The sequence below is a fragment of the Amycolatopsis sp. lyj-346 genome, from assembly GCF_046548975.1.
Classification (GTDB): Bacteria; Actinomycetota; Actinomycetes; order Mycobacteriales; family Pseudonocardiaceae; genus Amycolatopsis.
Genome location: NZ_JAJPWT010000002.1, coordinates 377,748 through 400,585, shown reverse-complemented (window position 1 = coordinate 400,585; position 22,838 = coordinate 377,748). Strand labels below are relative to the sequence as shown.

The 22,838-nt window shown below is 71.9% G+C and carries 19 protein-coding genes; 7 read left to right on the top strand and 12 right to left on the bottom strand.

Features of this window, described 5'->3' with window-relative positions:
* Positions 1-3: 3 nt before the first annotated feature.
* Entirely contained in the window at positions 4-234 is a 231-nt protein-coding gene (locus tag ACLJQE_RS08185) for an MbtH family protein (RefSeq protein WP_410638515.1), read from the bottom strand.
* 590 nt (positions 235-824) lie between these two features.
* Between ACLJQE_RS08185 and merB the strand changes: the two genes are divergently transcribed.
* Genes merB through ACLJQE_RS08170 form a run of 3 tightly spaced genes read left to right on the top strand, consistent with a single transcriptional unit; the run spans position 825 to position 3,817 of the window.
* A complete protein-coding gene (gene merB, locus ACLJQE_RS08180; protein ID WP_410638513.1) occupies positions 825-1,586 on the top strand; it encodes an organomercurial lyase in 762 nt (253 codons plus the stop codon).
* Positions 1,587-1,604: 18 nt separating this feature from the next.
* A complete protein-coding gene (gene metK, locus ACLJQE_RS08175; protein WP_410638511.1) occupies positions 1,605-2,798 on the top strand; it encodes a methionine adenosyltransferase in 1,194 nt (397 codons plus the stop codon).
* Between the two features lie 20 nt (positions 2,799-2,818).
* Positions 2,819-3,817 carry a carbohydrate kinase family protein gene (locus ACLJQE_RS08170; protein WP_410638510.1) on the top strand — a complete coding sequence of 333 codons (999 nt, stop codon included), beginning with the start codon at positions 2,819-2,821 and terminating at the stop codon, positions 3,815-3,817.
* Between the two features lie 277 nt (positions 3,818-4,094).
* Here ACLJQE_RS08170 and ACLJQE_RS08165 read toward each other — a convergent pair whose 3' ends face one another.
* The 7 genes from ACLJQE_RS08165 to ACLJQE_RS08135 all read right to left on the bottom strand — a co-directional run bounded on the left by ACLJQE_RS08165 (position 4,095) and on the right by ACLJQE_RS08135 (position 9,295).
* Positions 4,095-4,964, bottom strand: a complete 870-nt coding sequence (locus ACLJQE_RS08165) for a hypothetical protein (protein WP_410638509.1) — start codon at positions 4,962-4,964, stop codon at positions 4,095-4,097.
* Between the two features lie 137 nt (positions 4,965-5,101).
* Positions 5,102-5,590, bottom strand: a complete 489-nt coding sequence (locus ACLJQE_RS08160; protein WP_410638508.1) for a hypothetical protein — start codon at positions 5,588-5,590, stop codon at positions 5,102-5,104.
* A gap of 14 nt (positions 5,591-5,604) precedes the next feature.
* Complete coding sequence (locus ACLJQE_RS08155; protein WP_410638507.1) at positions 5,605-5,727, bottom strand: hypothetical protein; 123 nt, start codon at positions 5,725-5,727, stop codon at positions 5,605-5,607.
* Between the two features lie 368 nt (positions 5,728-6,095).
* Positions 6,096-6,374, bottom strand: a complete 279-nt coding sequence (locus tag ACLJQE_RS08150) for a hypothetical protein (RefSeq protein WP_410638506.1) — start codon at positions 6,372-6,374, stop codon at positions 6,096-6,098.
* A gap of 157 nt (positions 6,375-6,531) precedes the next feature.
* On the bottom strand, positions 6,532-6,978 hold the full coding sequence (locus ACLJQE_RS08145) for a hypothetical protein (protein WP_410638505.1): 447 nt from the start codon (positions 6,976-6,978) through the stop codon (positions 6,532-6,534).
* 17 nt (positions 6,979-6,995) lie between these two features.
* Positions 6,996-7,994, bottom strand: coding sequence for a hypothetical protein (locus tag ACLJQE_RS08140; protein ID WP_410638504.1), 999 nt, complete (start codon positions 7,992-7,994; stop codon positions 6,996-6,998).
* A 110-nt stretch (positions 7,995-8,104) separates the two neighbouring features.
* Positions 8,105-9,295, bottom strand: coding sequence for an MFS transporter (locus ACLJQE_RS08135; protein ID WP_410639159.1), 1,191 nt, complete (start codon positions 9,293-9,295; stop codon positions 8,105-8,107).
* Between the two features lie 573 nt (positions 9,296-9,868).
* Between ACLJQE_RS08135 and ACLJQE_RS08130 the strand changes: the two genes are divergently transcribed.
* Complete coding sequence (locus tag ACLJQE_RS08130; protein ID WP_410638503.1) at positions 9,869-10,516, top strand: LmbU family transcriptional regulator; 648 nt, start codon at positions 9,869-9,871, stop codon at positions 10,514-10,516.
* 11 nt (positions 10,517-10,527) lie between these two features.
* Here the strand turns inward: ACLJQE_RS08130 and ACLJQE_RS08125 are convergent, their stop codons facing one another.
* The 3 genes from ACLJQE_RS08125 to ACLJQE_RS08115 are packed head-to-tail and all read right to left on the bottom strand — an operon-like array spanning position 10,528 to position 14,045.
* On the bottom strand, positions 10,528-12,153 hold the full coding sequence (locus ACLJQE_RS08125; RefSeq protein ID WP_410638501.1) for a PQQ-binding-like beta-propeller repeat protein: 1,626 nt from the start codon (positions 12,151-12,153) through the stop codon (positions 10,528-10,530).
* A gap of 51 nt (positions 12,154-12,204) precedes the next feature.
* Positions 12,205-13,785 carry an HAD-IIIC family phosphatase gene (locus ACLJQE_RS08120; RefSeq protein WP_410638500.1) on the bottom strand — a complete coding sequence of 527 codons (1,581 nt, stop codon included), beginning with the start codon at positions 13,783-13,785 and terminating at the stop codon, positions 12,205-12,207.
* Positions 13,782-14,045, bottom strand: coding sequence for an acyl carrier protein (locus tag ACLJQE_RS08115; RefSeq protein WP_410638499.1), 264 nt, complete (start codon positions 14,043-14,045; stop codon positions 13,782-13,784). Before ACLJQE_RS08115 ends, ACLJQE_RS08120 begins: the two co-directional genes overlap by 4 nt.
* A gap of 186 nt (positions 14,046-14,231) precedes the next feature.
* On the opposite strand from ACLJQE_RS08115, the gene ACLJQE_RS08110 reads away from it, so the two are divergent.
* Positions 14,232-15,734 carry an SDR family NAD(P)-dependent oxidoreductase gene (locus ACLJQE_RS08110; protein ID WP_410638498.1) on the top strand — a complete coding sequence of 501 codons (1,503 nt, stop codon included), beginning with the start codon at positions 14,232-14,234 and terminating at the stop codon, positions 15,732-15,734.
* A gap of 22 nt (positions 15,735-15,756) precedes the next feature.
* Here ACLJQE_RS08110 and ACLJQE_RS08105 read toward each other — a convergent pair whose 3' ends face one another.
* On the bottom strand, positions 15,757-16,998 hold the full coding sequence (locus ACLJQE_RS08105; RefSeq protein ID WP_410638496.1) for an MFS transporter: 1,242 nt from the start codon (positions 16,996-16,998) through the stop codon (positions 15,757-15,759).
* Positions 16,999-17,320: 322 nt separating this feature from the next.
* On the opposite strand from ACLJQE_RS08105, the gene ACLJQE_RS08100 reads away from it, so the two are divergent.
* Together ACLJQE_RS08100 and ACLJQE_RS08095 are read left to right on the top strand one after the other, a co-directional pair.
* A complete protein-coding gene (locus ACLJQE_RS08100) occupies positions 17,321-22,015 on the top strand; it encodes a beta-ketoacyl synthase N-terminal-like domain-containing protein (protein WP_410638495.1) in 4,695 nt (1,564 codons plus the stop codon).
* Positions 22,015-22,827, top strand: a complete 813-nt coding sequence (locus ACLJQE_RS08095) for a polyketide synthase dehydratase domain-containing protein (protein WP_410638494.1) — start codon at positions 22,015-22,017, stop codon at positions 22,825-22,827. Before ACLJQE_RS08100 ends, ACLJQE_RS08095 begins: the two co-directional genes overlap by 1 nt.
* The last annotated feature ends 11 nt before the right edge of the window (positions 22,828-22,838 follow it).

Here is a 22,838-nt window from a genome sequence, read left to right as displayed (position 1 = left end):
ACGCTATCCTTCACTGTGGGAGTGGGTGGCCGGACCGGCTTGGGCCACGGCCTTGCGGAGGCTCAGCGGGCGCATGTCCGTCCAGACTTCGCCGATGTGGGCCAGGCATTCCTCCCTGGAACCGCGGACGCCGTCGCCGCGCCAGCCGAGCGGCAGGCCGCGGTCGGCGGGCCAGATCGAGTACTGCTCCTCGTCGTTGAGCACGACCACATAGGACTGGATGTTGCCGTCCAAGGGTTCCTCCGATTCGGCGGGATGAGGCTGCGGGAGATCACGAAGACAAGGGTGTCCGGAGCCTCGCCCCCACACCCGATGACCGACGAGCACCGGCCGCGTTCGGATACCGCGGCCACGGCCGCCGGAGAACTGCAGTCCCCCGTGCGTTGCACTCCAACAGCATGGGCCGAATCGGTTCCCGACAATAGAGTATGGCAGTTACTCTAGCGGTCGGCGCTCCGTGGCACTTCGGTTCCGGCCGGCGCCTGCGGGCAATGTGATACCGGCCGTTAACGGCGGAGGCCACGATTCCTTCCTGGCGTTTTGCCTGGTGCGGCCTCCTGTTTGCCGTGGCCAGGCCCTGGACGTGACGTGCATCACTGCTGGTCGCGGGCATCTAGGCGGAATGGCGGCGTCGATTCCGCCGAAAAGCTGCGTGTGCCCGAAGACGATTGACCTCTGATCGTCTCGCGTTTACGGTGTGGCTTCTGCCGCTTTCGTGTTCTGGGGATCATTCGGCAAGCTTCTTTCCGAGCGGGCCGCGGGACTTCCCGCGTATGTCCACTGTGTACTTTCGTGACGGCCGCCGATCGCGAGAAGGGAACAACGTGCTGGGGAAGGACGTTCCGGCGACCGTCGCGTCGAAAGTTTCGGGCATTCCGCGGCCGGCGGCGCCGGTGGTCTCCGGGCACCGGCGCCGCCGGTTCGCCGACGTGCTCCCCGAAGGCATCGACGCCGTCGCGCGCGGTGGCATCGCCGGCAGCCAGTCACGGCTTCCCGCCGCACTGCGCCGCCTGCACCGCGGGCTCTTGCGGCACATGCTCGCGACGGGACGGCCACCCCCGGCCGGTGCGCTGCACCGGATGGCCGGGGCGTCGGGGCTTCAGGCAGGCGCCTCGCTGCGGGCGCTGGCGGAGGCGGACCTCGTCCGGCTGGCCCCGGACGGCGAGGTGGCCGCGGCCTATCCGCTGTCCGGGCGGCCCTCCCCGCACCGGGTCGAACTCGGCCGCGGGTTCGTCTTGAACGCGACGTGCGCGATCGGCGCACTCGGGATCCCCCTCATGACCGGGCGGCCCGCGACGATCGTCTCCCGGGACCCCGGGAACGACCGGCGCATCACGGTTCGCTTCGACGGCACGCACTGGCACTGGCAACCACCCGGCGCCGTCGTGCTGCTCGCCGCCGTCGCCCGCACCGGCCCGCTCGCCGTCGCCTGCCTCCACACCGGATTCCACGCCACCGCCCCGGACGCGCACGCGTACCTGCACGCACACCCGAGCCTCGCGGGACAGGTCTTGAACAAGATCGACGCGGTCGAGATCGCCCACAGCGAATTCGGGCCACTGCTCCACGACGACCTGCCCACCTGACCACACTGGAGACCCGCCATGCCGCAACGGTTGTTCACGTCCGAGTCGGTGACCGAAGGCCACCCGGACAAGATGTGCGACGCGATCAGCGATGCCGTCCTCGACAGCCTCCTGAGCGAGGACCCCCGCTCCCGCGTGGCCGTCGAGACCCTCGTCACGACCGGCCAGGTGCACGTGGCCGGCGAGGTGACCACCGAGGCGTACGCCGACATCCCGGCGATCGTCCGCGACGTCATCCTCAAGATCGGCTACGACTCCTCCGCCAAGGGCTTCGACGGCAACTCCTGCGGCGTCAACGTCGCGATCGGCTCGCAGTCGCCGGACATCGCCCAGGGCGTCGACACCGCGTACGAGTCGCGGGTCGAGTCGGACGAGGAGGAAAGCAACCGCCAGGGGGCCGGCGACCAGGGCCTGATGTTCGGCTACGCCTGCTCGGACACCCCCGAGCTGATGCCGCTGCCGATCGCGCTGGCCCACCGGCTCGCCCGCCGGCTGACCGAGGTGCGCAAGTCCGGGCTCATGCCCTACCTGCGCCCGGACGGCAAGACCCAGGTCACCGTCGGCTACGTGGGGGACCGGCCGGTCAGCCTCGACACCATCGTCGTGTCGGCCCAGCACGCCGAAGGCATCGATCCGGACCGCCTGCTGGCCGCCGACGTCCGCGAGCACGTCATCGCCCCGGTGACCGGCCACCTCGACCTCGACACCGCCGAGCTGCGGGTACTGGTCAACCCGACCGGCCGGTTCGTCGTCGGCGGCCCGATGGGGGACGCCGGCCTGACCGGCCGCAAGATCATCGTCGACACCTACGGCGGCATGGCCCGCCACGGCGGCGGCGCGTTCTCCGGCAAGGACCCGTCCAAGGTCGACCGCTCCGCCGCGTACGCGATGCGCTGGGTGGCCAAGAACGCCGTCGCCGCCGGCCTCGCCACCAGGATGGAGGTGCAGGTCGCCTACGCCATCGGCAAAGCCGCGCCGGTGGGGCTGTTCGTCGAGACGTTCGGCACCGAGACGGTCGACCCGGCGAAGATCCAGCAGGCCATCGTGGAGGTGTTCGACCTGCGTCCCGCGGCGATCATCCGTGAGCTCGACCTGCTGCGGCCGCTGTACGCCCCGACCGCCGCCTACGGCCACTTCGGCCGCCCGGACCTCGACCTGCCCTGGGAACGCACCGACCGCGTCGAGGACCTGCGCCAGGCGACGGGACTGTGACCATCGACGGGACTGTGACCATGCGCATCGCCGTGACCGGCTCCATCGCCACCGACCACCTGATGGTGTTCCCCGGCCGCTTCACCGACCAGCTCATCGCCGACCGGCTCGACCGCGTGTCCCTGTCGTTCCTGGTCGACGACCTGCACATCCACCGCGGCGGCGTCGCCGCCAACATCGCCTTCGGGCTGGCCCAGCTCGACCTGACCCCGATCCTGGTGGGGGCGGTCGGCCCCGACTTCGCCGACTACCGCGCCTGGCTGGAGAGCCACGGCGTCGACACCGCCTCGGTGCACGTGTCGGCGACCCGGCACACGTCGCGGTTCCTCTGCACCACCGACGAGTCCCAGAACCAGATCGCCTCGTTCTACGCCGGGGCGATGAGCGAAGCCCGCGACATCGACCTCGCCCGCGTCGCCGCCCGACACGGCGGCCTCGACCTGGTCCTGATCGCCCCCAACGATCCCGACGCCATGCTCCGGCACACCCGCGACTGCCGCGCACACGGCTTCCGCTTCGCCGCCGACCCGTCCCAGCAGCTGGCCCGCCTGACCGGTCCGCAGATCCGCTCCCTCGTCGAGGGCGCCGATCTGCTGTTCACCAACGAATACGAACACGACATGCTGCTGTCGGCCACCGGCTGGACCCGCAGCGACGTCCTGTTCCGGGTCGGGCGCTGGATCACCACGCTCGGCGAAAACGGCGTCCGGATCGAGTCGGGGACGGAACCCCCGCTGACGATCCCCGCGGTGCCGACCGACGCCGTCGTCGACCCGACGGGCGTCGGCGACGCCTTCCGCGCCGGATTCCTGGCCGGGCTGAGCCGGCAAACGGGGATCGAGCAGGCCGCCCGCATCGGCGCCGCACTGGCGAGTGTCGTCCTGGAGTCGGCCGGGGGGCAGGAATACCTGTTCGCGCCCGAGGAGTTCCTCGCCCGGCTGACCGCGACGTACGGCGCCGCCGCGGCCACCGACATCGAGCACCGGGTCCTCGGCGGAAAGGTGAGCCCGCAACCCTGACCCGTCTGGAATTGCCGGCGGCCGGCGTTCACCGCACGGCCGCCGCCGTGCAAGGCCTGTCAGGGATTCGACGGTTCTCGGGTTGTCCATGGAGGACTACCTGATGCGTAGCGTGGACGGGTTGTTCGTGCCCATCACCGTTGAGCCTCGCGGCCGACGTGTTGCTGCTGATGTTCGCCTCCCGCGCCCGGCGGGCGCGGGAGGGTCAGGCCTTCGGATGGGGTCGCATTGGCCGAATGGTCGGGCGTGTTCGTTATCGTGAGCATCACGGCGAGGCTCACGTGCGCCCGGCGGGCAGCCAGTCGGTGAGGACGGGATACCGCCGGAGCGCGACGAAGACCGACTTCTCGTCGCCGGGCCGCGCCGGGTCGAAGAGCACCTCCGCACCGCCGGGCCCGATCACCAGTCCCGTTTCCCGGGAGCGGCGGGTCGCCCAGCGCCGGACGCCCGCCGCGTCGGCGTAGGACACGGTGACGGTGGACCCGACGACCCGGGTGCCTCCCTCGTCGCTCGCGAGGCGGAGCTTGACTTCGACGACGTCCGCCCGCACCCGGCAGCCGTGGGCCAGCAGCCGATCCCGGGTCCGGGCCAGCTCGGCGTGCCGCCGGCCCTCCGCCACCGCGTAGGCCAGCGTGGCCAGGGTCAGCGCCAGCAGCAGCGCGGGCGCCCACCAGTCGGCGTAGTAGAACACCCACGCCCAGAACCCCCAGGCCTCGTCCTTGTGGAACACCGGGTCGACCGCGGTGCCGACCGCGAGCGGGGGAAGCCAATCCCGGGCCGACACCCAGGTGCCGGCCGTGCTCCCCGCGAGCACCAGGACGACCGGGAACCCGGTGCCCCCCGAACGTCCCCGGTAGCGCCGCACGGCGGCACCGGCGAGCGCGGCCGTGGCGAGACAGAGCAGAACACCGAGACTGCCCCAGACGACGACGTACGGCGGCTCCCCGTCCCCGCGGTCGTCGAAGACGCTGTCGATCGCCATGGTCCGGAACTGCTCCACCAGTCCGCCGAACCCCAACCCGGCCAGACCACCCGAAACCAGGGCGGCGACCGAAGCCATCACCGCACCGGCGAGCACCCCGGGGTGCCCGCGCCACCGCTCGAGCCGTTCCTGGCGGGCCTTCGCCGGATCCACGGTGTTCACCACGTCCCCCTCCGTCCGGAAGTGCCCCCGGCTGGGGACGTGCCCAGCTTGCGCCGGGCCAGGCGCTACCGAACCCGGGTTTCGCTCGGTCCCGGCCCTGCTGCGAGCCGATGCCGGGGCCTGCGGCGAGCCGGCCGGCGTCAGCCTTTTTCCGGACCGCTTTCCAGGAGTTCGCGGGCCAACTCCACCAACTCTTGAAGTCCTTCTGATTTTTCTATGGTCAAATCATCGACGTGATGGGGGAGCCAGATGATATCCGATGGTGGAGCATCCGCTTTTCGCATGACCTGATCGGCATCAGAAGGGCCGTTGGCCCATGGGTGAAACACAAGTTGATCGTATATTTTTTTACTTAGAAGAGTTTCAGAATCCGCGGTCTCATCGTGTCTGGGTGTTGCTGCGTACTTCCTGAGTATGGCGGCCGCCAGAGTGCGCCTCGGGTCCGTGGCCGAACTCTTTTCTTCCGGCTGTTCAATTTCGACGGCGGCGAGCGGGGTGGCCTTCAAGTCGGCCAGTTCGGCTCCGGGGAGAGAGTCGGCGATCTTTTGCACGACATCCGGAGTGGTGCGCCCCTGCTTCTGATCCAGATACACACGAAGTTGAGCTGCGGCGATTTGCTCCTCGGTCACGCGGTTCGATCGAGTCATCGGCCCTGCCCCGTCTTGTCGGTCGGGTTCAGTATCTCATCGAGCACGCGTTGATGAAACACGTCGAGCATCTGGTACTCGTCTTGCTGTGCCAGCTCCGACCGTGCCAGCTTCAGCATCAAGCCGAGGCCGACGGTCCGCTTCGCCTTCGAGTCGTCCAGCGCAAGCTCGGCAGCCCAGGTGAACCGGCGCCACCACTCTTCGCGTCGTGCGGCGAGTTCCCGTTGCTCGGTTGCCCGATCGTTGGCCTTGACGCCCAGTCGGGCGGGGAACGCTACCTCAACAGGTCCCCGCGGTCGAGATACTCCTGCCAGGCGATTTCGGTGGTTCTCATGCTCTGTTCGAGGGGTTCGAAGCTCAGAATTATCACCTGATCGGGTTTGGCGACTGGTGAGCTGGCCTATTCAACTGTCGCGAGTTCGCGGAAGAGACGACCGCGTCGTTCTTGCACTGGGATCCGCTCATGTCGGGTCAGCGTGACGGATACCTAGTCGCCACCGCCGGGAACAACGTTGAGCCCGTACCGCGGGTCCGGCACGGCGTCGAGTGCTGCCTTGACCGAGAGCCGGCTGCAGAACTCGTCGCGGATGCGCTCCGTCCGGAAGACGATCTCGAACGCCACACCACGACTACGTACCTGCCACGACCACCGCACGGCCCGGTCCGCGATCGCGGCGTCGATCAGTGCACCAGCGTGGGCATGACGCCACTCGCTCGCCGAGACTGGCCCGTCGAGCACCTCGATGAGCAGCCAGGGATCCGACACAGCCCAACGATATGCCCGTGAGCACGCTGCTGCTCCGGGGCGCCCGCGGCTTGCTGTCGATATCCGGCGGAGAGCCCGGCCCGCGGCTGGTGCACACCGCGGAGCCGGACCTCCGTTCCGCCTCAAGCCTGAAGCCCCAAGCCCCAAGCCCCAAGCCTCAGTCGCACCAGCCCCAGCCGCTGGCGGCGCCCGCGCGTGTGCCGGCGTCCCCGATCTTGTCGCCGACCCAGCCCGCGTACTTGATGCAATCGGGCGCGTACCCCCGGGCGACGGCGTAGTACTTGAAGTTCCCGCGGTCGTAGACGTTCTTGCTCGAATCCTCGGAGTCCCGGTACAGCCCGGCGAAGGTGTCGGTGGCGACCCCGATGAACGACCACTTGATGGTGACGACGCAGTTGTAGCCACCGGCCTTGTAGAGCAGGTAGACCCCGCCCCACTTGCTCCCGCCGTCGGTCTTGGCCGGCAGGGAGGAGATGACCCGGTAACCGGCGCCGCAGACTTCGGCCGGGGTGTACGGGTTCGTGGCCGCTCCGGCGGGCGGCGCGGCCGTCAGGACGGCCGCGACACTCAGCAGGGCGGCCAGGGTCCAGCGCAGAAATTTCACGGGAAGCTCCTCGTTCGTCAGTCGCAGGTCCAGCGCAGCGCGGCGTGATCGCCGCCGGTGTTGCCGAAGATCACGCCGTCGTCGCCGATGACGTACACGTCCGCGTCGCCGCCCTCCGGGAACGGGAGCAGGCCGAGCAGCTTGGTGCCCTGCCAGACCGCGGATGGTCCGATCAGGTCGGTCAGGCTGCCCGCGATCAGTCCGTGCTTGTTGATCGCTTCCGCCGTCCCACCCTGCTCGAGGGGTCGCGGGTCGGCCGGGCCGTGCCACGCCAAGGCGCGCGAAGCGGGCCACGAGTCGATCGCCGTGCCGACCACGACGCCGTTCCGGATCTGACGGATCAGCACGGGACGGTCTTCGCCGGTCAGCGGGGTGACCACGCCGGCCCGCCAGAGCCCGCCGAGCTTGTTGTCCGGGGCGGCGAGCAGCACCGTGCCGTCGTCGTCGAGGTCCATGCCGTACCGGTCCGGGATGTCGATGATCCGCGGTCCCGCGGCCAGGACCGACCAGAGGACGTTCACCCGGTGGCCGTCCTTGAGATCGGTGGCGGCGGCGAGCACGTCACCCCGGTCGTTGAGCGCGACGGCCGAGTCGAGCCGGTATCCGGGCGGGTCGGGCAGGCGGGTCAGGGTGCCGGGACCGCGGTGGCCGCCGCCGAACAGGTAGACGCCCCGGGTCGTCGCCGGAAGACCGCCGTCCAGCAGCACTGTTCCCGCCGAGTTCTCGTCGGCGACGTGCGGGTAGACGAACGGCGCGAGCGCGTCCGGGATGCGGGGCCTGCCGTCGGTCCAGAGCACGACCTTGCCCATGTTGACCCGCCGGTCGATGACGTCACCGGAGTAGTTGCCGTGGCTGTCGGTCCCCCTGATCTCGACGTCGGTGTCGAGGTAGCCGTCGGGCGCCACGACCTTGTGCGCCGTCCAGGTGCAGGCCCCGGCCGCGGTCGCGGAAGGCGCGGTGACGGCGGTGCCCAGTGCGAGTGCCGCGAACGTGAGCGCGGCAGCGCGTCGGAACATGCGAATTCCCCCTCGGAATCGGTCAACGCCGACTCCACGCCCCACCACGCCCGCGGGTTGAGCCGCATCACCCGTCCGGACTAGCCGCGAACAACTGCTACGACAACCGGTCAAGACAACGACCGGGTAGTGCGGCGCTCGACGGCGCCGGAGACCAAGGCGGCGCCGAGCGCCGTGACGCCCAGCGCGACGCCGATCCACACCGGGGCGATGAGTCCGTAGCCGTCGCCGATCGCCATCCCCCCGAGCCAGGCGGAGAGAGCGATGCCGACGTTGAACGCCGAGGCGTTCGCGGAAGAGGCGAGCGACGGCGCGTCCTTGGCGGCGTCCATCACGCGGGTCTGGAAGACGGGGACCATCGCGAAGCTCGCGGCCCCGAGCACGAACACCATGATCACCGCCGGTGCCTGCTTGTGGACCGCGAAGGCGAACACGGTCAGTGCGGCAGTCGCGGTGAGGATGGTGCCGTAAAGGGTGGGCGTGAGCGCCCGGTCGGCGAGCCTGCCTCCCAGCAGGTTGCCGCCGGTCAGCCCCGCACCGAAGAGCAGCAGCAGCCAGGGCACCGCCGAGGCGTCGAAACCGGCGACGCGCGTCAGGATCGGTTCCAGGAAGGTGATCGCGGCGTAGGCCGCACCCCAGCCGAGCATCGTCACGGCCAGCACCAGCCACACCTGGAGGCGGCGGAACACGGCAAGTTCGCCGCGGAGCCCGCTGCCGGTGTCGTTCGGTCGCGAGGGGACGAAGGCCATGATCGCGGCCAGTGCGGCCGCACCGATTCCGGCGATGGCCCAGAACGCCGATCGCCAGCCGAGCTGCTGGCCCAGCGCCGTCCCGAACGGCACGCCGACCACGGTCGACAGCGTCAGGCCCGTCATCATCAGCGCGATGGCCCGCGAGCGCCGCTCGGGCGCGACGAGACTCGCGGCCATGACCGGGCCGATGCCCATGAAGGCGCCGTGGCACAGCGCCGAGACGACCCGGCCGGTCATGAGCACGCCGTATCCGGGTGCGACGGCGGCGAGGACGTTCCCGGCGATGAAGAGGCCCATGAGCACGACGAGCATGGTCTTGCGCGGCAACCGGGTTCCGGCGGCGGTCATGATCGGTGCACCGATCGCCACCGCCGCCGCGTAGCCGGTGACCAGCAACCCGGCGGTGGGGATGGACACCTCGAGGTCTTCGCCGAGCGGTCCGAGGAGGCCGACGACGACGAACTCGGTCAGGCCGATGCCGAACGCGCCGAGGGCGAGAGCGCCGATCGCCGGCCCGCGGCGTCGTTTCGGGTACTCGGTGGTGGACACGCGGGCGGTGGCTGGAGGCGGCACGCCGGGATCCTTTCGCCGAGGCGCCGCCGGTCTCGAGTCCCGGCGAGGCCGGAACCTGCATGATCAACCGCAGTATGTGCCGGGACTGCGCCACGCGTCCAGGCGATTTCGGTCGAGTGTCCTCTTCCCGGTCGATGGATCGGGGCAGTGACAGGGCGAAGGCCGCGTTGCGCACCCGTTCTCGATATCGGGGAATTGTCTCCGGGGCACGAATTCGGCAACGTCCGAGCGGTGCGCGCCACGGAGCACACCGTCACTCTTGGTGATAGACGAAACCGTCACTCAGGGAGTATGGCGCGGGACAAGCGGAAGCGGTGGATACACACGGTGACGCGACCGGGAGGTAGTTCAACCTTCCAGGGGTATCGGCAGGTTGCGGACCATGCATATCCTGCCGCTGCGGAGGAGCATTGTTTCGAGTGTCGGGGACGGTGAGACGATATTCACGTCCCCTTCACGGGAATGTGACATGGGGGTGTCGAGATGACGGCCGGAAGGCGGAGTGCCGCGCGATTGGGTTCGGGACGGCCGGCCAGGTTTCCCGGGCGGGTGGTCGCCACCGACCTGGGATTGCGCTTCCCGGAAGCGCTCTCGTACGCGCAGTGGATGCGGGCCGGCCACAGCGTGGCCCGGATCGCGAGTACGTCGGCCTGGTTCGTCGGCGACTGGCTGGTCTGCGGCCAGAACCGGTACCAGGACCGGTACCGGGAAGCCGTCGAAGCGGTCGGGCTGGACTACCAGACCGTCCGCAACTACGCCTGGGTGGCTCGCCGGTTCCCCGTCGAACGACGCCGGGACGGGGTCAGCTTCCAGCACCACGCCGAGGTGGCCTCGCTGGATCCGCCGGACCAGGATCGGCTCCTGGCCGAAGCCGAAGCACACGGGTGGTCGCGCAACGTTCTGCGGGCGCAGGTCCAGAGCGTCAAGCGGGGCGGGGAAACCGCGGCCGCCGGGCCGGTCGTCCAGCCGCTCAAGGTGGACCAGGACCGGGTGGACCGGTGGATGCGCGCCGCCGCGGAGTCCGGGAGCAGCCTGGAGTCCTGGATGATCGGCTGTCTCGACCAGGCTGCCACCCACGTGCTCTCGGACGTCGAGGTCGCGGCGGAACCCGTGGTACCGGTGGTGCCCGTGGTCGTGACCGGGCAAGCGCCCGGGAACGAGGAACCGTTCGTCGTCTCCCCGCTCCCGGGCGGCTGAACCGCCGTTCGTCACCTTCCGTCGATGCTGAAGGCGTAGAGCTTGTTGTTGTGGCCGGGGCAGCCCGCCGGGCAGACGTTGGCGTAGTAGTAGCCGGAACCCCAGTACACCGAGCCGTCGACGACCGCGGCGCCGCCGAACACCGACCCGCCGGCGGCGAAGCTCCACCGCACCAGACCCGTCGCGGCGTCCAGCGCGTACATGTTCGTGCCGCTCGGTGCGGACGAGCCGGCGAACACGATGCCGTTGGCGCTGCTGACGAAGGCGTCGTCGAGCCAGTCGCCGGTGGCGGCCTGGGGGTCGGCGACCTGCCACTCGATCTCGCCGGTGGCGGCGTCGAGCGCGACGAACCCGCCGCCGGTGGTGGTGGACGTGCTGCCGTCGGCCGCCTTCAGCGTCCACGGCAGGTGGTTGCCGTTGCCGATGCCCGCGTAGATCCGCTTCCCGTCGGTCGACGTCCCCCACTGGATGCCGCCCAGCGGGCCGCCGGGTCCGGCCTGCGTGCGCCACACGACGCGCCCCGTCGACGGGTCGACCGCCCAGTAGACACCGCTCTTCTGCCCGATTCCCAGCAGTTCGGTGCTCTTCCCGCCGATCGTGGTCCGGTACAGGTTGGGCCCGGCGCCGAAGTCGAAGTCCGGGCCCCGGTCGGGCTGGAAGATGGTCCACGTGTCCGCGGTCAACGTCGGGGTGGCCCAGCGCAGCGCACCGGTCCGCAGGTCCAGCCCGAGGATGCTGTCGAAGTGGTCGTCCGGCGACGGGGGAACACACCCGCTTTGGGTGGGTGTCTCGCACACCCCGGCGGGCACCGAGTAGTTCTGCCCCGTGCCGACGTAGACCAGGCCACGTCGGCGGTCGACGACCGGCTGGCTGCCCCACACGGCGCCGCCGGTGTACCCCTCGGGCACGGTGCGGGTCCGCCAGAGCAGGCGCCCGGTGTGCGCGTCGAGCGCCACGACCGAGCCGCGGAAGGTCATCGGCCCTTCGGTGATCGAAGCTTTGGACGACACCCCCACGTACAGCACGCCGTCTTCGACGGTCGGCGCGCCGGTGATGATCGCGACCGGGTCCGGGTCGACGACGGCGGTCCAGACCCGCTCACCGGTCCGGGCGTCCACGGACACCACCTGGGCGCCCTTGCCCGGGGTGGTAGCCGGGCCGGAGCCCTGCGCCAGCACCCCGGTGCCCAGGTACAGACGGCCGCGCCAGTAGGCGGGGCTGGTGCGTGAAGCGTCCCCCGTGACGCCGGTGTAGTCGGAGACCGCGCGCGACCAGACCGGGGTGCCGGTTCGCGCGTCGACCGCCCAGAGCCGGCCACCCCAGTCCGGCGCGTAGACGACGCCGTCGACCACAGCCGGCGTCGCCGACACGTCGCCGGCGGTCGTCAGGGCCCACTTCGGCTTGAGCCGGCCGACGTTGGCCGGCGTGAGCAGGTGTTCCGCGGCGGCGTGCCGGGTGTTGTGGTTGTTCTGCCCGGCGCTGGGCCAGTCGGCCCGCCCGGGGGTGCTCCCGGCGCGCACGTCCGCGCCGGCGGGACCGGCGCCGACCGGCAGGGTGGCGGCGAGAGCGGCGGCCAGTACGGCCGCGCCCCAGGTCCGCGCCCTGGCTCGCCTGGCCGGGTGTCCGATGCGTGGCACGGTGTGCTCCCCTCGCTGTGCTGGTTGACTGTGCTGGTCAAGAAAACCCGGTCACGGGGCGGCCGCCGCCCCGGTGGCCCAGCCGGCCGCGACGATGTCGGCCGAGCCGGGCGGATCCGCCGGGCCGACGGCGGCGCCGGTAAGCTGCTCGAGGAACTGCCGCGCGGGCGCGTTCCGGCGGGTGGACTCGTGGTGCAGGCGCACTGTCGGGCAGTCCGCGGACAGTGCCTCGGCGCAGAGCAGGCGCAGCACCGCGCCGTCGACGCGGCGGTTGAGCATCCGGCAGCTCAGCAGGAAGACCGGTACGTCGAGCACGCCGTCCCGGGCTTCCGCGAGGACCAGGCCGACGACGCCGTGATCGCCGAAGACGTCGCGAACGCGCACCGCCCACCCGGTGCCGCCGCGGTCCAGGAACGCGCGCAGTTCGGGAACGGTCCACGCCGAGCCGGTCAGGGTGAACTGGGTGGTCCGCGCGGTCAGCTGGGCGGCCCGCTCCAGCGTCCGGTCGGCCAGCCGATCCAGCGAGACTTCGATGTCGCAGCGGGCCAGGAACTCCTCGTAGTCCTTTGTGGACTGACGAAGCGTCTTCCGTTCGGCTTCCGCCGCGTACCAGTCCGACCGCAGCCGGTCCTCGTCGGTCACCGCGAGCTGGTCGAACGCCGGCTCGTGCACCAGCTGCCGCCACGCGCGGCCGCCGTCGCGGTCCACTTCGACCACGACCACTTCGGGCAGCTGCGCGCGCACCGACGCGCACGCCACCGGGTCGTCGTCGACGAAGATGAAGGAGTTCAGCGCCAGTCCCAGTTCGGCGGACAGCTCGCGCAGGTAAGCCGGCTTCGGGTCCCAGCCGATCCGCTGCGCGGTGATCTCGCGCAGCGAGAGCACCATTCCGGCGTGGCGGTCGAACACCGCGTGCACGTCGTCGGTGTTGTTGTGGCTGCACAGGCACAGCAGCTTGCCGCGGGATCGCTGGGCCAGCAGGAACTCCTGCACCCGGCGGTGGCCGTCGCCGACCTCGACGCCCTCGGCCCCGTCTTCGCCGCACACGCCGGACCACAGCGTGTCGTCGCAGTCCAGCACCACGACCTTGCGCGGCGCGCGCCACGTCGTCGCGGCGAGCCGCACCACGCGGTCGGCCAGTGCGGCGGAGAACTCGTCGGTGTAGGGGAGGTGGGCGATCCGGTCGGCGTACTCGTCGTGCACCTCCGCGACGGCATAGTGCGCGGCGATGTCGTCGGTGGGCATCAGGTGCACGCCGGGCAGGGCGGCCACCGCGTCGGCGACGCGGCGCTCGGCGCTGCTCAGCCACGTGGCCGTCGCCGGGTCCCCGAGCGAGTGCGGCGATGGGGGAGTCAACGCGACCAGCCAGGTCGCCGTGCAGCGGCCGGGTGCCGCGGCCAGCGCGGCGAGCAGTTCGTCGAGCAGGCCACCGCGCAGGTCCTCCAGGCGCAGCAGCAGGGCGTTCACCCCGGTGTTGGCCAGCAACGCGCTCGTGGGGTCCAGCAGCGGCTCGACGGTCTGGCCGTAGGGCGCCGCGACCACCGGGGTGTCCAGCCGCGCGGCCCGGTCCGCCGCCGCGGCCGCGATCTGGTCGAGGGTGAACGTGGCGGCCAGCGCGATGCCGCGGGTCATGGCGTCCCGCTTCGTTCGCGCACCACCGCGGCGAATTCGGCGGCGGTGGTGGTGTCGCGCAAGGCGTGGACGGGCAGCTCCACACCCAGTTCGCGCCACACCCGCGACAGCACCCGGACCGCCCGCAGGGAGTCGCCGCCGAGCGCGCCGAACGGCGCCTGCGGGTCGACCTCCGCGATCCCCAGCACGTGCCGGAACGCTTCGAGCACCGTGGTTTGCGCGGCTTCGTCGGAAATGGTCGGAATGCTTTCATCCGTCACGTGTACCCTCGATGTCGACCGGACGCGGTCAGATTTCGCGTGAATCGCCGATTGCGGCGAGCACAATGGTTCAGTCACCTGCGAACGAAATCCACTGTAGGGAGGCCCGGTGCGGTATCGCAACCATTGCGCCGCCGCCCGCCGGGTTCGCGCATGCTCCTGACCGTCGGCCCGTGGAGAATGCCCGTGTTGCTTTCCGAACGCGATGTCGAATTGTTTGCGCAGGTCAGCGGGGACGTGAATCCGCTGCACCGCTCGCCGGAGCACGCGCGTGCGACGCCGTTCGGCGGGGTGGTGGCGCACGGGATCCTGGCCCTGCTCGCCACGCTCGAGGAAGTGCGCCCGGAACCCGGCGGTGCCGCCGGGCTCGAGGTGGAATTCCGCGGCCCGGTGTACCCCGGCGTCCGGTATCGCGCGAGCGCCGGGGACGGGCCGGTGCCGTCGTGCGAGCTGCGTGACGGGAACCGGGTGTGCCTGTCCGCCCGCTGGCGTCCCGGGCGCGCGGCCGAGCCCGCGTTGAGCGAAGTACCGCCCGTCGGCGCGGCCGCCGTCCGCACCCTCGACGACCTGACGCCGGGCACGCGTGTGTCGGGGGAGTACGGGCCACGCGGGCTCGCCGCGCTGCGCCGGCGTTTTCCGCGCGCCGCCGCCGCGCTGGGCCCGGGCGCCCTCGTCGCCCTGCTGTGGTCGAGTTACTCGGCCGGCATGCTGCTGCCCGGGCAGCGGTGCCTGCTGGCCGGGATTTCGCTGCGTTGCCATCCGGCCGGCGGGACGGTTCCCGCGCCGCTGGCCTTCACCGCCGAGGTCCTCGCCCTCGATCGCCGGTTCGGCCTGCTGACCACCGGCGGCACCCTCACCGCGGCCGGCGGGCTCCTCGCCGAGGTGGAGATCGAGGCGGTCGTCCGCACGCCGGCGCCGCTGCCGTCCGCGGCGGCGATCGCCGCCCACCTGCCGCCCTCGACGCGGCTGGCGGGGCGGTCCGCGGTCGTGACCGGGGGCAGCCGCGGGCTGGGGGCGGCCGTGGCGCTGGCGCTGGCCGGCCAGGGCTGCGCCGTGCGGGTGGGACACCGCGGCGCGTTCCCGGAGCGGTTGCTCGCCGAGGCCGCGGACCTGCCGGGAACCCTGCGGCCCGCGCAGGGTGATGCGGCGGACCCCGGGTGGAGCGAGCGGCTGGCCGCGGACCTCGGGGAACTGGACTTCCTCGTGTGTTCGGCGGCCCCGCCGATCCGGCCGCTGGAGCCGGTGCCGGAGCACCTGGGCCGGTTCGGCGGGTTCCTGGACACCTCGGTTCGCCTGGTCACCGCGCCGCTGGCGGGCCTGCTGGCGCCGTTGGACCGCCGCGGCGGGCGGTGCCTGGTGGTGTCGTCCTCGGCCCTGCACGACCCGCCCCGGGACTGGCCGCACTACGTGACCGCGAAGGCCGCCTTGGAGGGCCTGGTGACCTGGGCGGCCCGGCACCACGCCGGAGTGGGGTTCGTGGTGGCGCGCCCCGGGATGCTGCGAACGGAACAGACCAACACCCCGGGGGCGGCGGAAGGAGCGGCCGCGGTGGAGCCGGTCGCGGCCGCACTGGTCCGGCTGCTCCTCGATGCCGCCGTCGAGCCCGGGGTGCCCTTGGTCGTGCCCGGTCCGGTGGCCGGGGTTGTCCCGCCGGCGGGACAACCCAGCCCGTCTGACCAGCCCGGATGAGTTTCCGCGTGGCCGGAACCCCTCAGCTGTCCGCGCGGTCCGTGCCCACCGGAACCTCGGTCCGCCGTCGCGCGGCCGGGCGCAGGCCCATCAGCGCCGCCGAAGCCAGCACGAACACCGCCGCGGACAGGATCGGCGCCGAGCCGGACCCGTCCAGCAGGCCGAACCCCACGCCGGTCAGCCCGGCGGTCGACGCGGCGATCGCTCCCGCCATGCCCATGACCGATCCCTGGTGACTGTCGTCCACCGACACCGACATCAGGCCGACCAGGCCGCTGTAGGAGATGCCGTAGCCGATCGCGCCGATCAGGCAGACCGGGTAGAGCACCACGAGGGAGCCGGTCAGGGCGGTGGCGAGGATGCACGCCGTCATGACCACCAGCGCGGCCGGGACCGAGACCGCGGGCTTGAGGTAGCGGGCCGCCAGCGGCACGAACACCAGGAACGCGGCCGCCAGGCCGATGCCGACGACCGAAATCAGGTTGCTCACGGTGCGCTGGCCGAAGCCCTCGTTGGCGGTCAGGTACAGCCCGATGAACTGGAAGAACGCCGTCCAGCCCAGTGACATCAGCAGCAGCGACAGCGAGAGCACCCGGATCCCGGGAAACCGGAACGCTTCACCCAGCCGGGCGATCGGGTTGGGAATCGAGACCTTGCCGGCCGGTAGCTCGTCCGGCCGGCGCTCCTCCCGGTAGGTGGTCAGCAGGATCAGCAGGTTCAGCAGCGAAGTGCCGGCGACGAAGACGAACGGCGTCGGCAGCGAGAACCAGGAGACCAGCGTCGGGTCACTGAGGTAGCCGCCGATCAGCGGCCCGGCGACGTAGCCCATCGACACCCAGAACATGATCCGGCCGATGGCGGTGACGCGGCGCTCCTTCGGCGTGACGTCGATGATCGCCGCCTGCGCCACCGGCAGGCTGCCGGAGAACAGGCCGCAGACCACGCGCCCGGCGATGAACAGCGGCACGTCCTTGGCCAGCATCGCCCACACCGTGAGCGCGTAACCCAGCGCCAGCCCGCCCAGGCACAGCGCCAGCGTGCGTTTGCGCCGGAACAGGTCCGAGAGCGAACCGAGCACGGGCGCACCGAAGAACATCGCGAGCGAATAGGTGCCGATGGCCAGGCCGTACAGCAGGTCCCGCGTGCCCGGACCGCCGTCTGCGAGCAGCCCCGCGGCGGGGTCGTAGGCGATCGGGATCAGCACCGGCAGCACCAGGCTGACACTCAGGTTGTCGATGAAGATGATGAGATAAAAGGGGATCAAGCGTACCAGGGAATTCTGGTGCACGACACTCCTCAGCTGAGTAATTTCCGGTGCTTTGCGCGCTGCCGATATACAGTTTACGACTTCGCCTGGCAAGCTCACGCTCCGCGTGTGCCGATCCGGCATACGGCTGGTGTTCGGTTGGCGCCGGACTCCCGGGTTGACCGCGGGAGCACGTCGTGTTCACCATGAAATAGGTGGTGCGAAGCGGGACGTGCACAACGGCGGACATTCCGCGCCGGTGGCGTTTCGGCAGCAGTCCCCGATGATCCGGCCGCCGCCCGCGTGGGCCGAAGCGGACCGGGGGAAAGGTTTCTTGCGAATGACGATGCGGCAGGCGACCGCGCACGAACATTTCCAGTGGCTGCGCTTCCGGGGCAATCCCGGCGACCCGAACCTGACCATCGGCTACACGTGCGAACTCCGCGGCCCGGCCGACACCGGCCGGCTCGACGCGGCCCTGCGCGAGGTCGTGGTGACCGCGTTCCCCCGGCTGCTGGACTACTTCACCGAGGTGCGCGGCTCCCTCCAGGTGCGGACCCGGCCCGCGCCGCGCAGCGTGCTGCACCACTGCGCGTCCGACGGCGAACTGCACGACGCCCCCGCGCTCGACCCGGCGGGCCAGCAGCTCTACCGCTTCCTCTGCCGGCGCGAGTCGCCCGAAGTTCTGCTGCTGCGCCTGGATTTCAGCCACCTGGTCTTCGACGGCGGGGGGTTCGCGCCGTTCTTCGCCGCGCTCGCGGCGTGCTGGCGGGGTGCGCAGCCGGAACCGGAATCCGCGGCCTGGCAACCGGAACCGCCCGACCACGCCGCCGCGGCCGGGTTCTGGCGGACCGCCATCGACGGCGCCCCGCTGCACCAGCCCCTCGGGTTCGGCCGCGCGGCCCGATCACCGGGTTCCGCGAGACCGCTGTCGGTGCGCCACACGATCGGCGACGCCCACGGCGTGCACCGGCTCCTGCGGGAGCAGGACGCCACGTTGCTCCAGCTCGTCGTCGCGCTGACCGGCGCGCTCCTGCACTCCCGCACCGGCGACGACGACCACCCCGTCGTGGTGGCCCACACCGTGGACACCCGGCCGTACGGCGCCCCCCACGGCTGCCACACCACGCTGCTCCCGCTCTGGCTGGCTCCGGCGCCGGCGTCGCGGAGCTCGCGCACGCTGCTGGGCGAAATCGGTGCCCAGCGCGAGAAGATGCGCCCGCACCAGCACTTTCCCGCGCTGGACCTGCTCGCGCTGGCCGAGCCCGGCCCCCGCCGGTCCGCCGGGCCGCTGCTCAACGTCGTGGTGAACTCCTCCCCGGCGACGCTGCCCGGCGCCCCGCCGGAGCTGGCCGGTCTGGCCGTCCGCTGGCTGCGCACGCCGGAGACCGCCAGTTCCAGCGACCTGACGGTCACCTTCGCCTCCGGCGAAACGGGAATCCACTTCTCGTTCGACTCCTCGTCCCGGCTGGTCACCGCGGAAGCCCTGGCGGCGTTCGCGGCGGATTTCCTGACCCTGGCGCGGTTCGCGGTCGCGCACCCGGAGCGGCCACTGTCCGGATGCGACCTCTCCCGGCCCGCGGGACCGGTCGCCGAGGGGGCGCCGTCCACCGGCGCCGGGCAGCGCACCCTGGGCCGGATGATCGCGGACACCGCCGTCGAACACCCGGACCGCGTCGCCGTCGCCGACGACCACCGGACGCTGACCTACCGCGAGCTGCTCGCCGAAGCCGCCGCCCTCGCCGCCGCCTGTGCCGCCGATCCCGGCGCGATCGGGGTCCTGGTCACGCGGTCCGCGGCGGTTCCGGTGTGCTACTTCGCCGCGCTGCTGCTGGGACGCACTTTCGTCCCGCTCGACCCGGTTTCGCCCGACGAGCGGCTCACCCGCTGCGGTGCGGCCGCCGACGTCCGGGTGGTGCTGGCCGACGGCACGACCCGCGAGCGCGCCGCCCGGCTGTTCCCGCGGGCCCGCGTCCACGACGTCACCGCCGCCCGGCCGGCCCCGGCCGCGGTCCCCGAGCCTGGCGGGGACCCGGGCCGCGCCGCCTACGTGCTGTTCACCTCCGGCTCGACCGGTACCCCGAAGGGCGTGGTGGTCGGCGAGGACAACCTCGTCAACTTCCTGCTGTCCGTGGGCGACGACCCCGGTCTGCGGCCCGAAGACCGGGTGCTGGCGCTGACGCCGGTCAGCTTCGACATCTCCCTGCTGGAACTGCTGCTCCCGCTCGTCCACGGGGCCGCCGTCGAGATCCTGTCCGACGAAGCCCGGTTGAGCGGGTCCGCACTCGCCGAACGCCTCGACAGCGGCCGGATCACCCTGGTGCAGGCGACCCCGTCCACCTGGCGGGTGCTCAAGGCGGCGGGCTGGCGGGCACGCACGCCGATGACGTTGCTGTGCGGCGGCGAGCACCTCGAACCCGAGGTGGCGGAGTACCTGCTGGCCCAAGGCAGCGCCGTCTACACCATGTACGGCCCCACCGAAGCCACGATCTGGTCGAGCTGGCACCGCGTCGCGAGCCCCCGTGACGTGCACCTCGGCACGCCCGTCCGCGGCACCGCCTACCACGTGGTCGACGACGAAGGCCGTGCCGTCGCCCCCGGCGCGCCCGGTGAGCTGGTGATCGCGGGCGACTGCGTGGCCAAGGGCTACCTGAACGCCCCGGACGCCCCCTTCCGCCCGCTGCCCGGCGGCACCCCCGCCTACCGGACCGGAGACCTCGTCCGGCACGAGGGCGAAGGGCGGATCGTGTTCGCCGGCCGCAAGGACGACCAGCGCAAGGTGAACGGCTACCGGGTCGAGCCGGGTGAGGTCGCCGCCGTCGTGCGCGGTGTCGTGCCCACCGCCACGGTCTTCGTGGTCGTCGCGGCCGACCCCGAACCCCACCTGCGGTGCTTCGTCTGGCTGCCCGAAGGCGAGGACTTCGACGCCGGCGCGGTCCGCGACCGCTGTCAGGCCGCCCTGCCGCACTACCTGCGGCCGAAGACCATCGACCGGCTTCGCCGCATCCCCTTGACCCCCAACGGGAAAGCCGACACCAAGGCGCTGGCGGAACGGCCGCCCGCCGAGCTGGACCTCGCGCGGCCGCAGGCCGGGCGAGAGCCGGCACCGCGGCCCGGGGACGGCGGGCTCGTCGCCGAGCTGCGCCGGCTGGTCGCCGACGAGCTGCGCGTGCCGCCGCCCGACGCCGATCAGCCGCTGGGCTACCAGGGCATCGGGTCGCTGGGGTACAACGTCCTCGCGGTGCGCATCGGCGAGCGCTACGGCGTTCCGTTCCAGGCCCACGACTTCTACCGGCTCACCACCCTGCGTGCGGTCGCCGCGGAGGTGTCCGGAACGGCGGCAGCTCCCGGAACCGAGCCGACGGGCGAGCGCGCCACGTCCGCGGCGGCGGCCGCCGACGACCGGCTCGCCATCGTCGGCCTCGCCGCCGTGCTGCCCGGCGGCGGCGACGCCGACGCGTTCTGGGAAGCGCTGCTGGCCGGCGTCGACGCCGTCCGCACCGCCGATCCGGATCGCGGGCTGCCGGGGGAGTTCGCCGGGTTCCTGCCGCGCGTGAAGAGCTTCGACGCCCGGTTCTTCTCCATTTCCCCGCTCGAGGCGGGCTGGATGGATCCGCGGCAGCGGGTGCTGCTGCAGTCCACCTGGCACGCCCTGGAAGACGCTTGCCAGGCGCCCGCGGAGCTGCGGGGTACGCGCACCGGCTGCTACGTGGCCGCCACCGGGGCCGACTACGCGGTGCTCCAGGCGCGAGCCGCCGCGAAGCAGGCGCCCCACTCGCTGGTCGGCACCTCCGCCAGCCTGCTGGCGAACCGGCTCTCGGCGTTCTTCGACTGGACCGGTCCGTCCGCCACCCTGGACACCGCCTGCTCGGGCTCGCTCGTCGCCCTGGTCCGTGCCTGTCGCGACCTGCGCACCGGCGCCTGCGACACGGCCGTGGTCGGCGGCGTCAACCTCATCCTCGACCAGCAGGTCAACGACGGCCTGCACGCCGCGGGCCTGCTGTCACCCCGCCACCGCTGCGCCACCTTCGACGCCGCGGCCGACGGCTACGTCCGTGGCGAGGGCTACGGAACGCTCGTCGTGCGGCGGCTGCCCGACGCGCTGGCCGACGGGAACCGGGTACTGGCGGTGGTCGAGAGCGCGGTGGAAAACCACGGCGGGCGCGCCAACTCGCTCACCGCGCCCAACCCGAACGCCCAGCGCAGCCTGCTGCTCGAGGCCTACACCCCGGAGCTGGCCTGCCGCACCGGCTACATCGAGGCGCACGGCTCCGGGACCGCGCTCGGCGACGCCATCGAATTCGACGCACTGGCGCGGGCCTGGGCCGAGCTGGTGCCCGAGCCCGCGCAGCCGGTGCGGCTCGGCGCGGTCAAGACCAACATCGGGCACCTGGAGGCCGCCGCGGGCATCGCCTCGGTCGTCAAGGTGGTCAAGGCGTTCGAGCACCGCACCTTGCCGGGCAACCTGCACTTCACCGAGCTGAACCCGCGGATCTCCCTGGCCGGCACGCCGTTCGAGCTGCTGGAGAAGCCGGTGTCGTGGACCGGGCCGCTCGTCGCGGGCATCAGCTCGTTCGGCTTCGGCGGCAGCAACGCCCACGTCGTGCTTTCCGCGCCGCCGCCGGCTCCCGAAGGCCGGCCGGAGGACGGCGGGCCGTACCTGGTCCCGTTGTCGGCCCGGACCCCGCGGGCGCTGCACGCACTCGCCGGAGCGCTGCGGGCGGAGCTGCCGCGGATCGGGCTGGCCGAGCTGTCCCACACGCTCTGCCGCGGCCGGGAGCACCTCGAGCACCGCCAGGCGTGGGTCGTGTCCTCGACCACGCAGCTGCGTGACGCGCTCGGTGCCGCGGCCGAGCCGGTCCGGGTCCGCCCGGACGGCGCCGGGGTCGCCACCGCGGACCCCGAACAGGCCCGCCGCGCCTACCTCGAAGGTCACCCCGTCGACTGGCCGTCCCTGTTCGCCGGACGTTCCCCGCGGTTCGCGCGGCTGCCCGCGTACCCGTTCGACGACACCGACTTCTGGTTCACCCGCTGATGGCCGCGCCGAACCGCGGACCGGAGCCGGTCGACCTGCGGGCCGTGCCCGGTGAACCCGGTGCGGTGCGCGCCACGATCGATCCGGAGCACACCTGGTTCCGCGAGCACGTCGTGCGCGGCCGCCGGATCCTGCCCGGTGTGGTGTGGCTGGAGCTGGCCTTCCGCGGGCTGGATCTGGTGTGCCCGGGCGCTCGGGTGCACGGTGTCGCCGACGGCGCGTGGCTGCGGCCGGTGAGCGGCGACGAACCGGTGGATCTGGTGCTGCGGTTCCGCGTCGCCCCCGACGGGCGGACCGCCGGCTACACCATCGACAACCACGGCCTGCGCTGCGGCCTGGGCACGCTGCAGCTGACCCCGCAGGAGCGGCCGCCGTCGGTGCCGACGGCGGTCCGCGACCGCATCGCCGAGGACTCGCGCTCGCACTTCACGCGGCGGGAGATCTACACCGAGTTCGCCGCGATGGGCATCGACTACGGAGCCCACTTCCGCCGCATCAGCTACGTGCAGCGGCTCGGGCAGGCGTCGCTGGCCCTGCTGACGGGCAACGACGGGATCCGGCTGGAGCCGGTGCCCCTGCTCGATTGCGCGTTCCAGGCGGGGATGGCCATCTCCATCGGCGAGCACCGCGACAGCCTGATGCCGTTCTCGCTGGGACAGCTGGTGGTGCACCGGCCCCCGGTCTTCCCGCTGCCATCGGCGTTCGTGCTGACCGAGAAGCACTCGCCCTTCCGGACCGGCTGCACGGTCTACGACGACGGCTACGAGCCGCTGCTGTCCGTCTTCGACCTCGGCGTGAAGCCCGCGCGCTGACTTCCGCTCCA

Coding starts and splice junctions, on each gene's coding strand:
- metK (WP_410638511.1), top strand. CDS start 1,605: ATGCCGCAACGGTTGTTCACGTCCGAGTCGGTGACCGAAGGCCACCCG.
- ACLJQE_RS08170 (WP_410638510.1), top strand. CDS start 2,819: ATGCGCATCGCCGTGACCGGCTCCATCGCCACCGACCACCTGATGGTG.
- ACLJQE_RS08155 (WP_410638507.1), bottom strand. CDS start 5,727: ATGCTGAAGCTGGCACGGTCGGAGCTGGCACAGCAAGACGAGTACCAG.
- ACLJQE_RS08140 (WP_410638504.1), bottom strand. CDS start 7,994: ATGTTCCGACGCGCTGCCGCGCTCACGTTCGCGGCACTCGCACTGGGC.
- ACLJQE_RS08120 (WP_410638500.1), bottom strand. CDS start 13,785: ATGACCCGCGGCATCGCGCTGGCCGCCACGTTCACCCTCGACCAGATC.
- ACLJQE_RS08100 (WP_410638495.1), top strand. CDS start 17,321: ATGACGATGCGGCAGGCGACCGCGCACGAACATTTCCAGTGGCTGCGC.
- ACLJQE_RS08095 (WP_410638494.1), top strand. CDS start 22,015: ATGGCCGCGCCGAACCGCGGACCGGAGCCGGTCGACCTGCGGGCCGTG.